At 59.3% G+C, this 12,392-nt stretch carries 9 protein-coding genes and 3 tRNA genes; 4 read left to right on the top strand and 8 right to left on the bottom strand.

Translation table 11 applies throughout. From position 1 onward, the window contains the following. Positions 1–21 precede the first annotated feature (21 nt). From VRY85_RS10565 to VRY85_RS10555, 3 genes are read right to left on the bottom strand one after another with little or no spacing between them, the layout of a single operon-like run. Entirely contained in the window at positions 22–507 is a 486-nt protein-coding gene (locus tag VRY85_RS10565) for an ExbD/TolR family protein (protein ID WP_414598552.1), read from the bottom strand. Next, a complete protein-coding gene (locus VRY85_RS10560; protein ID WP_414598551.1) occupies positions 507–1,553 on the bottom strand; it encodes a MotA/TolQ/ExbB proton channel family protein in 1,047 nt (348 codons plus the stop codon). Before VRY85_RS10560 ends, VRY85_RS10565 begins: the two co-directional genes overlap by 1 nt. A 9-nt stretch (positions 1,554–1,562) precedes the next feature. Then, a complete protein-coding gene (locus VRY85_RS10555) occupies positions 1,563–2,516 on the bottom strand; it encodes an energy transducer TonB (RefSeq protein ID WP_414598550.1) in 954 nt (317 codons plus the stop codon). A 543-nt stretch (positions 2,517–3,059) separates the two neighbouring features. Here VRY85_RS10555 and VRY85_RS10550 point away from each other — a divergent pair. After that, a complete protein-coding gene (locus VRY85_RS10550; protein ID WP_414598549.1) occupies positions 3,060–3,332 on the top strand; it encodes an HU family DNA-binding protein in 273 nt (90 codons plus the stop codon). A gap of 90 nt (positions 3,333–3,422) precedes the next feature. Further along, positions 3,423–3,498 (top strand) — tRNA-Val (locus VRY85_RS10545). Positions 3,499–3,689: 191 nt separating this feature from the next. Here VRY85_RS10545 and VRY85_RS10540 read toward each other — a convergent pair. Genes VRY85_RS10540 through rnr form a run of 3 tightly spaced genes read right to left on the bottom strand, consistent with a single transcriptional unit; the run spans position 3,690 to position 8,175 of the window. After that, positions 3,690–4,922, bottom strand: coding sequence for a cystathionine gamma-synthase family protein (locus tag VRY85_RS10540; protein WP_414598548.1), 1,233 nt, complete (start codon positions 4,920–4,922; stop codon positions 3,690–3,692). Between the two features lie 2 nt (positions 4,923–4,924). Beyond that, a complete protein-coding gene (rlmB, locus tag VRY85_RS10535) occupies positions 4,925–5,680 on the bottom strand; it encodes a 23S rRNA (guanosine(2251)-2'-O)-methyltransferase RlmB (RefSeq protein ID WP_414598574.1) in 756 nt (251 codons plus the stop codon). A gap of 53 nt (positions 5,681–5,733) precedes the next feature. Next, positions 5,734–8,175: a ribonuclease R gene (gene rnr / locus VRY85_RS10530; RefSeq protein ID WP_414598547.1), complete on the bottom strand. Its 2,442-nt coding sequence runs from the start codon at positions 8,173–8,175 to the stop codon at positions 5,734–5,736. 120 nt (positions 8,176–8,295) lie between these two features. Between rnr and VRY85_RS10525 the strand changes: the two genes are divergently transcribed. Both VRY85_RS10525 and VRY85_RS10520 read left to right on the top strand, forming a co-directional pair. Continuing rightward, a tRNA-Leu gene (locus VRY85_RS10525) sits at positions 8,296–8,380 on the top strand. An 83-nt stretch (positions 8,381–8,463) separates the two neighbouring features. Then, a tRNA-Leu gene (locus tag VRY85_RS10520) sits at positions 8,464–8,548 on the top strand. Between the two features lie 149 nt (positions 8,549–8,697). On the opposite strand, the gene VRY85_RS10515 is transcribed toward VRY85_RS10520, so the two are convergent. Both VRY85_RS10515 and VRY85_RS10510 read right to left on the bottom strand, forming a co-directional pair. After that, positions 8,698–11,058, bottom strand: coding sequence for a site-2 protease family protein (locus VRY85_RS10515; RefSeq protein ID WP_414598573.1), 2,361 nt, complete (start codon positions 11,056–11,058; stop codon positions 8,698–8,700). After that, a complete protein-coding gene (locus tag VRY85_RS10510; RefSeq protein ID WP_414598546.1) occupies positions 11,052–12,389 on the bottom strand; it encodes an efflux RND transporter periplasmic adaptor subunit in 1,338 nt (445 codons plus the stop codon). The genes VRY85_RS10515 and VRY85_RS10510 overlap by 7 nt, the downstream gene beginning before the upstream one ends. Positions 12,390–12,392 lie beyond the last annotated feature (3 nt).

The raw sequence follows: 12,392 nt of genomic DNA, 5'->3' as shown, positions 1-12,392 counted from the left end.
GCGGCGTGTTGCGGCAGGCGGTTAAGAACCCGCACCTTGCGCTTGCATGGCGGCAGGCGTATCAGCTACCGGGCCGGGTGCCGCAGCAGGCGTCGAACCGGGCCGCGTCACAAAGCCCAAACGCTTCAGGCCCGACTGGCGCGCCATACTCATGACCTGCGCCAAAACCTCATAGCGGGTATCTAAGTCTGCACGCAGGCGTATTTCAGGTTGCGGGTCAAGCGCCGCCTCAGCCGCCATCAGGGCCGGAATCTGCTCCATGCTGACCGGTTGCTCATTCCAGAACAGTTGCCCGTCAGCATCCACTGCAAAATCCACCACCTTAGGATCCTGCTGCACCGGCTCAGAGCTGGCTTGCGGCACGTTAATTTTGATGGAATGACTGAGCAATGGCGCCGTAATGATGAAAATCACCAACAGCACCAGCATCACGTCAATGAGCGGCACCATATTAATTTCAGATACCGCATTGCTGCTGCTTTTATTGTCAAAGCTGCCAAATGCCATTATGCGTCTCCCGCGGCGGCCGGCAACTTCGTGACACGGCGCATTTTGCCGTTACCTTCAACAACTTGCTGACCAGTGGTGAGGAAAGTGAACAAGTCGTGGGCGAAGGCGTCAAGTTTGGCCAAATACACTCGGTTGCTGCGCACAAACCCGTTGTAAGCCAACACCGCAGGAATGGCTACTGCCAAACCCAGGCCCGTCATAATAAGGGCTTCGCCCACAGGGCCGGCAATGCGATTAATGGTCACGCCATCCGACAAACCAATGCCCACCAAAGCGTGGTAAACCCCCCACACCGTCCCGAACAAGCCCACAAACGGTGAGGTCGAACCAATCGAGGCCAACATGGTCAGGCCGTTTTCCAGCTTGGCCGTTTCTTCATCGATCACTTTGCGAATGGTGCGCGTGACAAACGCGCCTGTCGAACCCTTTTCTTCCAAACGCATTGCGCCATACTTAGCGTGATGGTTACGGGCGTGGATAGCATGGCTGGCCAAATGCGCAAAGGGCTCGTTTGCGCCGTGGGTGGCAATTTCATTCTCCACCTGTTCCAAAGAGCTGGCGGCCCAGAACTCTCTCAGGAAGTGCGCCGAACGACGCTTGACCCGTACCCGCATAATCATTTTGACCACAATCAGGTACCAGCTGATAAGCGACATGATGATCAGCACGGCAAACAGGGACTTACCCACAATATCGCTTTGTGCGATGAAGTGCAGGAAGCCGGTGGGCGGCGCGCTCTCAGCGGGCGGCACCATTCCAGGCCCGGTTACCGCAAGGCCCTCCGGCTGCGTGGCAGCAGCACCCGCAGCACCAGGGAATGAAGCGGGCGCAACAGCAGAGTCCGCCGCCCCAGGGCTCATGCTTCCGCCCAAGGCGGAAGTGGCCGAGGCCCCGGCGTCCACAGCGCTCGAAGCGGCTGCGGCACTGGCGTTGGCAGCGGCACCGGCGGCGGAAGCCGCTTGGCCGGCCCCATCGGTCGCCTGCGTGGCCGCATCACTTACCTGGGCAAGCGACTGAAGGGCGAGGTCGATGAAATCGAGCATGGGTGTGTCCTATAGAACAAAATCAAAAGGGATATCCGCCAACGCCCGGTAGGCATGGCCGTTTTCGGTGTAAGGCTTAAATCGCGCCGTACGCGCGGCCTTGACGGCCTCCGCATCCAAGCGCTCATAACCCGAGGAACGCTGCACGGTGGCGTTCAACACACTACCCTCTGGCGAAATCAGCACGCGCACAATCACCCTGCCCTGTTCCCCACGGCGCTGTGACATGCGGGGGTACACGGGCGAGGGGCGCTTGCCCACGTAATCCACCTTGCCAATGACACGAGGACGGTCTGGGTCCACCGGTGCAGACGGTGCTTTCGCCACAGGCGCAGTCTCTTGCCCCGCCGGCCCGGCTGCTGCCGGCGCATGTTTAGCGGGCGCAGGTTTGGGTTTAGGCGCTGGCGCTGGAGCCGGCTTGGGCTTCGGCGCGGGCTTAGGCTTAGGAGGTGGCTCCGGTTTGGGCGGAGGCGGCGGCTCAGGCGCAGGCGGAGGCTCTGTAATCGCCTCGGGCTCGGGCTCAGGTTCGGGTTCTGGAATCGGTTCAGGCTCCGGTTCGGGTTCGGGTATTAGCTCAGGTTCGGGTATTGGCTCTGGCTCGGGGATGGGTTCCGGCTCCGGCTCAGGAATCGGCTCCGGCTCAGGTTCCGGCTCAGGAATCGGTTCGGGTTCAGGCTCTGGAATCGGTTCAGGCTCAACCTCCTCCACGTCTTCTACCGCGTCTTCCACTGCTTCCGATGCAGGTTCATCGCTGGGGTTTTCATTGGGTGCAGCATCCTGCACGTCATCGGAAATCTCAACAAAGTGGATTTCTACGGTTTCAGGCAAATCAATTTCAATTTTTCCTGGCGGCACCGAAACAATGGCCGCAAGAATGGCTGCATGCAGCCCAACGGCCACCGTTGCGCCTATGAAGCGCACCGGCACGAGACTAGTTTTAGAAGATGGAGACGAGCGAGGCATGACCCAACAACAATGGCTAAATGCGTATAGCAGCAAGACGCTGCTTGCGCCTGCCCAGAACTAAAATAATATCACTAATGCGAACCATTCGCAATTAGAATCAAGCCTAGTATGATCAGAATCAACATATCGAAAAATTTACGCTTACGGCCACAACTGGCGCTGCCGGACACCGGCCAACGTAAATTTTTGTCAGCACTCACTTGCATCGCCAACCCGCCTGAGCAACAATCGCGACTCTGATGCGTGCCATCTGCTATACACTGGGTGCTATACACTGGGCGAAGCCACTCTAACCCACCCGTCCACGGCTTACACCCCTTAAGGGGATATTCGTGGCCGACATTCCACTCAGGTCAATGTTAATGCGGGTTTCAGGGGTTCCACCCTTGACAGCACTCCATTTCAGAAGGCCTAATACGCTGTAGCCTTGCTATAGGTTTTCTGTCTTGCGTGGGTTCCATTGGCAGAAGCCTAAGTCTTTCTTTTCCAGGCTGTTTCTTTATAAGTAGTCTGATGAATAATTTTTAGGGGTAATCCTTAATGAATAAAACAGAGCTCATCGAACACATTTCCACGAAGGCAGATCTTTCCAAGGCCGACGCCGCTCGCGCGCTGGATGCCTTCATTGGCGCGGTGACCACAGCCCTCAAGAACAAGGACGACGTCACACTCGTTGGGTTCGGTACCTTCTCCGTGTCCGAACGCGCTGCACGCACCGGCCGCAACCCCCGCACTGGTGAAGAGATCAAAATCAAGAAGGCGCGTGTGCCCAAGTTCCGTCCGGGCAAGGGCTTGAAAGACGCGGTCAACTAAGTTTTCCTTGCTGCTTGCAGAAAATAAATTTAGCCGCTATAATTTGTTTTTTGCAGTTCGCAAGCTAAAGCTTTTAAGTGGTACCCCACGGGGTGCTTAGCTCAGCTGGTAGAGCGGCGCCCTTACAAGGCGTAGGTCGGCGGTTCGAACCCGTCAGCACCCACCAACAAAAGCTTAGTAACATTAAGGACTTATGAATTTCTCATAAGTCCTTTTTTGTTTTCTGCTGCGTTTAGCGTTTGCTGCTGCGCTCAGCAACTGCTGCACTCAGCTCTTTATGGCAGGCGGCTTTTACAGCGCCGCGCTGCCACAATCGGCCCACAACTCACACAGATAGCGGTTTGCCAAAAGTAAGTGTCAGCCCGCTAACGCCTGCTCAAAATCTTGAATCAGGTCGTTTGTGTCTTCTATCCCCACGGAAATACGCAATTGGTTGTCAGAAATACCCATTTGCGCGCGTAGCTGCGGCCCCATTTCATAGTAAATCGTGTGGGCAACGGGTAGAACGAGGCTTCGGTTATCCCCTACGTGGGTCGCCAACACCAAGACCTTAAGGCGATTCAGAAAGGCGAAAAGGTCTACGGCGTCGTCGAGTTCCACCGCCACCAGAGCGCCATAACGCCCACCAAATAACTGCTTCGCCCGTTCATGTTGCGGGTGTTGCTCCAAGCCTGGGTATATCACCCGCGCCACACGCGGGTGTGCCGACAAGGCGCGCGCCAGCGCGAGGGCGTTATCGCAGGCTTTGCCCATGCGCAAAGCCAAAGTTTCGGCGCCTGCTGCAATACGATGGGCTGCATCGGATGACAGCGTCGCCCCCATATCACGCAGCCCTTTCTTCTTAATTTGGGTCAGCCCCCACCCGGCTGGGTTTCCAGTTCTATAGACATCGGAAATATTCGGGTAAGTCGACCAGTCAAACAGCCCGGTATCGGTTACAGCGCCGCCCAAAGCGTTGGCATGGCCGCCAATATGCTTGGATAGCGAATTCACCACCAGACCCGCCTTGACGGCCTTACCTGTACACAGCCAAGGGCTGGCCAGGGTGTTATCCAGCACATAGAGCAATCTCTCTGCGGCACACCAATCACCAATCCCTTGTAGATCGCATACATGGGTGCCAGGGTTAGCCAGGCTTTCCACAAACACCATGCGAGTCTCAGGCCGACGCGCTGCCTTCACTTGCTCCAAATCGGTTGCATCAACCAAGGTCACTTCCACACCCAGATTCTGCAAAGTCCCCAGCAGGCTGTTGGTATTGCCGAAGATGTATTGACTGCTGATGATGTGATCGCCCTGCTTAAGCAAAGTCATAAATACAGCGGCTAGCGCCGCCATGCCGGTTGCGAACACTACAGAGTTCACGCCCTCTTCCATCTGCGTGATTTTGGCCTCTAGTGCGCCCGTTGTCGGCGTGCCCTGACGCGCATAAGAAAACCCAGGCCGCCCCTGAAAGACCGCCACCAGGTCTTCAGCCTTGTTAAAGGCATACTGGGCGGAAGGGTGAATCGGCTTGTGTACCGCGCCGTCCTCGGTGCCCAGACGGCGGTCCGAATGCAATATGGAAGTAGTGAAATGATTATTGGACATGATTAACCTTTAGCCGCCATCCGTTGCCTGACGGTTTCATACAGGCACACAGCACTAGCGACGCTGACATTTAAACTTTCTACCGAACCCAACATGGGTATATTGACGAGCTCATCGCAGGTTTCGCGAGTCAGGCGGCGCATGCCCTCGCCTTCCGCTCCCATCACCCACCCCATGCTGCGCCGCCCATCGACCTGATGCAAACCGGCAGGCGCTTCATCGTCCGTGCCTACCAGCCAGACATCGCGCTCTTTCAGTGCACGCATGGTGCGTGCAAGGTTGGTAACCATGATGTAGGGCACGGTTTCCGCCGCACCACAAGCCACACGGCGCACTGTGGCATTGAGCCCCACCGCCTTGTCGCGTGGGGCAATCACCGCGTGAACGCCCGCCGCATCGGCGGTGCGCAAGCAAGCGCCCAGGTTGTGCGGGTCGGTCACGCCATCCAGTAGCAATAGCAAGGCCGGTTCGCCCTTATCTTCAAGTTCGTCCAGCACTTCGTCAACATCCACCGCCAGTACATGGGCCTGAGCAAGCGCCACCACACCTTGGTGTCGCATACCGCCGGACATACCATCCAACCGCGCAGCAGGCACGGTTCGCGGCTTTACGCCTGCCGCTTTGGCCTGCTCGATCAGATTCAGGATGCGTTTATCGCGCCGCGATTCATCGAAATAAAGTTCTTTGATGGTTTCCGGCGCATGACGCAAACGCGCGATGACGGCGTGAAAACCGGCCAATACCTGTGACGACATGATTTCCTCGAAGTGGGTCGTGCAGGGAAGCCCAAAGCTTCCCCCAACAAGGCATTTTAACGCCGGGTGCCGCCGGACTTTTTGCTTGTACTGGATGCCGCCTTACGCGCACTGCGTTTAGCCTCAGCGCGGCGCTGACTGGCCGTTGTACCTTTGAGCGCTTCCGGCTTGGCAGAAGCGGCTTTTTTCACGCGGCGTGGCGCCTCGGGCTGGCCGGAAGCCAACAACGATTTAAAGCTTGTACCCTTAACGAGCCGAAATTCGATACGACGCGCTTCAAGATCGACCCGGGCCACTTGCACCTGCACGGAATCGGTGAGGCGATAGCGCATGCCTGTGCGCTCGCCGCGCAGTTCGTGCGCCGACTCGTTGTACTGGAAGTAATCGGAACCCAACTCGGACACATGCACCATCCCTTCGACGAACAAGGTGTCCAGGGTAATGAACAAGCCGAATGGCACCACACCAGTGACCCTGCCACTGAAGACTTCGCCCACGTGCTCCTTGATGAACCAGCATTTGAGCCAGGCCTCGACATCGCGCGATGCGTCGTCGGCGCGGCGTTCCGCCGCCGATAAGACCAGGCCGAGTTTTTCCCAGGCAGCCTCTTCGGGGTTATCGCCCGGCAACACCATGGCTGCGGCGACGTCGTCTACCTTGGGCACGTAGCGCTTGCCCGCCAGAATGCCTTTGATGACACGGTGGGTGAGGAGATCTGGGTAGCGGCGGATGGGCGAGGTAAAGTGAGCGTAGTGCTCGTAGGACAAACCAAAATGGCCGGACTGTTCGGGGCTGTAAATCGCCTGCTGCAAGGAACGCAAGCACATGGTCTGGATGATTTCGTAATCGGGCCGCCCTCGCGCCTGCAGCACCAGACGGGCGTAATCTTCCGTGGAGGGATCATCCCCGCCGTCGAGAGACAAACCCACCGTATTCAAATACGCGCGCAGCGTTTGCAGCTTTTCAGGCGTAGGGCCTTCGTGTACCCGGTACAGCCCATGGCGCTTATTGCGCGTCATGAATTCTGCTGCACAGGTATTGGCCGCCAGCATGCATTCTTCAATCAGCTTGTGGGCATCATTACGCACAGTGGCTTCAATGCGCTCAATACGGCCCAGGGGCGTGCAGACAATGCGGGTTTCGACCGTGTCGAAATCAATGGCGCCACGCTTGACGCGGGCCGCTGCAAACAACTGATAAAGCTCGTGGAGATCGCGCACATGAGGCAGAAGATCGCCCATGGCGTTCGCTGCCGGCCCATTCGGCTGCTGCAAGGATTCCCACACTTGCGTGTACGTACAGCGCGCATGGGAATGAATGACTGCCTCGTAGAACTGATACGCGGTGATCTGCCCGGCCTTCTGACCACTTCCCGCGATCACCATGTCGCACACCAGCACCAGGCGGTCGGCGTCTGGGTTCAGCGAGCAAATGCCGTTAGACAGCGCTTCCGGCAGCATGGGAATAACCCGCCTTGGAAAATACACACTGGTGCCGCGTTCCAGCGCATCTGCGTCGATCGCATCGCCAGGGCGCACATAATGACTGACATCGGCAATGGCAACCAAAAGGCGCCAGCCGGCGCGCCGCCGCTTTTCAGTGCCCAGATTGACCGGCATGCAGAAGACGGCATCGTCGAAGTCGCGAGCGTCTTCACCATCAATGGTGATGAAGGGCACATCGCGCAAATCGATTCTGCCTTTGATTTCCGCTGGCTGGACGGTGTCGGGCAGCCGGGCGGCCTGAGCCTGGGCGCCTTCTGAAAATTCATGTGGCACACCGAACTTGCGTACAGCGATTTCGATCTCCATGCCCGGATCGTCGATTTCCCCCAGCACTTCCACCACCCGCCCCAAAGGCTGGGTGTGGCGCGTAGGCTGTTGGATGATTTCGACAGTCACGACTTGGCCGTGCTCGGCACCGTTGATTTCTTGAACGGGAATCAGAATGTCGCGTTTGATGCGCTGATCTTCAGGCACCACGATGCAGGCGCCGCGTTCGCGCAGGAAGCGCCCCACCAAACTATTGGTGCGGCGTTCGAGCACTTCAACAATTGTGCCTTCCAGTTTGCCGCGATACTCGCCTTCGATTTTTGCCAGCACCCGGTCGCCATGCAGCACCTTAAGCATTTCGCGTTGCGGCAAGAAGAGATCCGGGCCGCCGTCCTCGCGCAACAGGAAACCGAAGCCGTCGCGGTGGCCTTGGACTTTTCCTGCGATGAATTCCAGCTTGGTATTGAGCTGTACCTTGCCTTGGCGATTGATAAATATCTGGCCGTCGCGTTCCATGGCGCGTAAGCGTCGCTCAAAACCCACAGAAAGCGGCACACCGGCCCCCACCGCGCGAGCCAGAGCTTCAAGGGCCATGGGTTTACCAAAGCCCCTTAATTGCTGCATGATGGTTTCGCGGCTGGGGACATCGGGGTCAAAATCAGGTGGGAGATCCATCGCACCGGCGATGATTTCCACGTTATTGCTTTTTTTTGATCGTTTGCTCAAAGGGGGTTTCCGTTTCTTTTAAAACCGCGCTATACTTCGCAACTTCCTCGGAAGTGCAGTACGAAACTTCAGAAGTGAATTTCGTAACGCTGTTCGGCAAGTCCATAGCATACACGCTAAGCCCAGGTGGCGGAATTGGTAGACGCGCTAGTTTCAGGTACTAGTGCCGCAAGGTGTGGAGGTTCGAGTCCTCTCCTGGGCACCACCGCCTTGACGAACATCGTTTTATTTTGTATATTTCACTTCTTCAAGTTTTCAGGCAGGCGTTTTAATGCTGGCCTAAAACAAGCCCAGGTGGCGGAATTGGTAGACGCGCTAGTTTCAGGTACTAGTGCCGCAAGGTGTGGAGGTTCGAGTCCTCTCCTGGGCACCACCGCTTTAAGCTGCAAACGCAGTATCCAGAAAACCCAGCTAAGTCAGGCGATTTAGCTGGGTTTTTTTGTTGGCCGTTTTTTGTTGGCCGCTTCCTCAGGCATTGCCGGCCTGCCCTCGCTAAACGGCAAAGGCGGGCTCCCGGCAAGCTCAGAAGCCGCTTTCACGCACAAGAACTCCAACCAGCCATTGGGTGCCGTCCCACAACAGGCTGCGGGGCTCGCCTTCTATGCGTACACGGCCGCGCCCTTCCCTGCCGGAAGCCGGGGCCCCGGCCAAGCGCAGGCGCACGCGGTACAACGCTTCAACAGGGACACCTTCGGCCTGCGCGGCTTCCTGAGTGGGCACTGGCCCGCCCCGGCGACCGTCCAGCATGGCGTGAGCCAGACGCTGGCTGCGAGTGGTATCGACAAACTCGACTTCAGCCTCGATGGCCCCTGACTGGCCTTGCGGGTAAAAACGTGCAGGCGCACCCGGCTGGAAACGCGCCACATCGCGTTGTTCCACATAGGCGTCCACCACCCACGCCGAAGGGTCGATCAGGGCGCCCAGCGATGTCTTGACATCCACCCAGGCGCCAGGGCTTAACATAGTATCGACATCTGTCCAGAGGCCATCGAATTCAGCCACCACCCGCAGCCGTGCCTCTTCTTCCCGCAGGGCCGCCAGTTCAGCCAATTGTTCGCGGTGCTGCCGCACCAGGGCCTGACGCCGCGTGGCGCCCAGCTCGTCTGCCATCAAACCCTGCAAACGATGCGCCAATGCAGCGACACTCGCCTCAATGCCGTCGCGGCGGCTTTGCAGGTCGGGCGCTTCAAAGCGCAGCAGCTCGTCGCCGCCGCGCACTTGGCCTGGTTCGCGGATGGCGGCGATACGGGCGGGAACGGGGGCGTAGACATCCTGCTGACGGGCCGGTTGCGCCACGGCGGGCGCCTTGATGTCGAATTTCCATGGCATGGCCAGCAGCACAAGAATGGCGACAGCAAGCAGATACATGCTCCAGCGGCGCAGCGCCCGCACCTCGGGCCAACGTTTTTTCCACACGACAAGCTCGCTCCAGACGGGACGAAAAATAAACCAGATGATTTCCACAATCATCAGGAAAATGCCCAGCACCTTGAAAAAGAAGGTGTAGACCGCCCATGCGATGGTCATGAAAACCGTGAAGCGATACAACCAGGTGGCATAGGCAAACAGGGTCAAGCTGCGTCGCGTGCGGGGATGGAACGGTTCTGGGTAAGCATCGGGCAGACCCAACAGACCGCGACGCAGTGCCACGCGGGCCGTTGCACCAGCCCGTTCGTGAAGATTCGGAAAATTGAGGATGTCCGACAGAATAAAGTAGCCGTCGAAACGCATGAAAGGGCTGACATTCAAGGCCAAGGACAACACCCAGCCTGTCGTGGCCAAATAGAGCATGGCCTGGCGCAGTGCGCCATCATCCAACAGTGCCCATGCCAAGGTTGCCAGCCCCGCCAGCGCCAGTTCCGTGCTCACCCCGGCGACGGAAATCGCCAGCCGCTGCTTATGCGTGCGCAGCCGCCAGGATTCCCCCGTATCCGTATACAGCATGGGCCACATGACCACAAATGCCACACCCATGTGGGCCACCCTGAGCCCTTGCCGGGTCGCCACCAGCGCATGCCCCATTTCATGCAAGGTTTTGGACAGTACCAGCGCCAACGCAAAGCCCACAATACCTTTGGGGCTCACGAGATCCATCACACTATGAGTGAAAACGTCCCACTGTCGAACCACCAGCGCTACCCCCAGCAAGCTGGCGCAAATCAACAGAAACAGCGCCGTACGGGTAAACAGCGGCTCCACCCAGGGCAGCATGCGGTTGAGCGCCCGGTCCGGGCGCACCAGAGGCACACGCACGAACAGGTAATTTTTCAGCCACCACTTCCACTCCCGCCAGCCGGGTGCATTGGCCTGTTGGCGCAATTTATCCAACCCTTCGGCGCTGGGTCGCAGCAAGCGGTTTTGTTCCAGAAACTGTGCAAATTCCTGAACGAGTTCCGCGCTCACCACCATGGGCGTGGCGCGGGAAATATCCGCCGCAATGCGGGCCGGGTCGCCCGGCCAGCGCAGCAGACATTCGTATTCCATCCAGCCAATGCTGTAGAAGCGGTTGCTGACCGGGTCCTGTATCACCCACACAGGCTCGCCTTCGCGAGATGGCCCGGCCTCGTACAGGCGCAGGTCTTCGCGCAGCGGCAGGCCCTTGGGCTGGGCGGGAGCTTGCCTGCCCACGGTTCGGCGTGGCGTTTTTCCCGCCGCTTTCGGGGTGGATTCCAGCTGTGAAAGCGCTGCCGCCAAAGCCGATGTCGCCACGCCAGCCTGTTCTGCATCCTTTTGCTGTAGCGCGGCGGGCGCAGGCCGCTTCACGGTATTCACCGAGACTTTGGCCACCACCCTTCTGGGCCGCGCGCGCACGGCCTTTCTCTCTGGCGCCGCGCCACCTTCTTCCCCGGCTGCGGCGGCCCGCGGTTTTTCCGGGTCTACCATCCCGTCCACTCGCGCAGCGTGGCCAGCGGGCGGCGCATCAGGTAATAGCCCAGGCGCACTTGCTCGCCATACAGCTTGGCCGTGCCGCGCAGGCCGATGCGGGCATCGCCGCCCTCGCCTTGCGCAAACACGGCGCGCAGGCGGTAGCTGGCAATGCCATCGGGCGAGTCCACCGCCTGATAGCTGGTTTCAATCACGCTGCCTTCCAGCGGCTCCAGCGGCCGCACAGTCAGAAAGAATTTGACCTGGGCGCCCGGGTCCAGCCCGATCGCATCGGCCACCGGAAGGTGGATCAGCATGCCGGGTTCGTCGGGGTTGGCTAGCAGCATGATGCGTTCGCCGGTGCTGACCGGCCTGCCCAGCCAGTCGTCCGGGTCGCCAAACACGGCAATGCCGTCTTTCTCAGCCGCCACCCTCACCCGCTCCAGCTGGGCCAAAACGGCGGCCAGTTCGGCGCGGCGTTCATGAGCGCGGCCAGTCAGCAAAGCCAGTTCAGCCTGGGAAGCCGGGTCGTAGAACGCTTTCTGAGTCGCTGCGATGAGTTCCGCATCGGCCACCGCAACCGATTCCCGCGCCACTTCATAGCGGTTGCGCAAGGTGGTGTCATCCAGGGAAAACAGCGGCTCGCCCGCCTTGACCACCTGGTTGGGCCGCACATGAACGGCCTTGATCACACCATCCAGCGGGGCGGCCACCACCTGGGCATCCAGGGATACGACTTCAGCCGGGGCCAGCACCGTCTGGCGCACCGGCAGGAAAGCCAGCAGCACCACCCCCACCAGCAGCGGCAGGCGCATGGGCCGGAACCATTTGCGGATACGGCTGCGCCAGCTGCGCTGCGAGGCCCCCGACAACACGCCCCAGCAATAGCCCCAGGTGCCCGCCAGGCGCTTGAGCGAACGTTCCTGCCAATCCTTGGGCGCGGCTTCCAGCAGGAAAACCACCCAGGCCAGGACTTCGCCCGAACGGCCGCGCAGCGGCAGGACGTAGACACCTTGTGTCCACCACTCACCCCAGCCCTCGCGCACCATTTCCGGCATTTCCGCGCCCGGTTCAGGCTCGAACCAGGCCGCCTTGCCTTCCAGTTGCGGATGCAGCCAGGCCCACACGCGCCGCAGCCACACCATGTAGGGGCTGTCTTCCGTGGGCTTGGCCAGGCCCGATACCGCCAGCAGGCGGGCGCGGGCATCGCCGCGCAATACCAGCGCCTGCCGGAAACCCAACAGGCCGTAAGACTCATTCGCAATGGAAAAAGCGAGCCCGGGCAGGCTTTCTGCCTCCCGGGCCCGCGCTTCCAGCGTTTCCAGCATATCGGAAAGCTTTGCACTCACCTT

It is taken from the genome of Achromobacter sp. F4_2707 (assembly GCF_047501535.1).
GTDB lineage: Bacteria > Pseudomonadota > Gammaproteobacteria > Burkholderiales > Burkholderiaceae_B > Yanghanlia.
Note: the sequence above shows the minus strand (reverse complement) of the source record. Positions and strands in the feature narration are given on the sequence as shown.

Excerpts from the sequence above, each read along its gene's own strand:
- VRY85_RS10555 (WP_414598550.1), bottom strand. The coding sequence starts at position 2,516 with ATGCCTCGCTCGTCTCCATCTTCTAAAACTAGTCTCGTGCCGGTGCGC.
- VRY85_RS10565 (WP_414598552.1), bottom strand. The coding sequence starts at position 507 with ATGGCATTTGGCAGCTTTGACAATAAAAGCAGCAGCAATGCGGTATCT.
- VRY85_RS10515 (WP_414598573.1), bottom strand. The coding sequence starts at position 11,058 with ATGGTAGACCCGGAAAAACCGCGGGCCGCCGCAGCCGGGGAAGAAGGT.
- VRY85_RS10560 (WP_414598551.1), bottom strand. The coding sequence starts at position 1,553 with ATGCTCGATTTCATCGACCTCGCCCTTCAGTCGCTTGCCCAGGTAAGT.
- VRY85_RS10550 (WP_414598549.1), top strand. The coding sequence starts at position 3,060 with ATGAATAAAACAGAGCTCATCGAACACATTTCCACGAAGGCAGATCTT.
- VRY85_RS10540 (WP_414598548.1), bottom strand. The coding sequence starts at position 4,922 with ATGTCCAATAATCATTTCACTACTTCCATATTGCATTCGGACCGCCGT.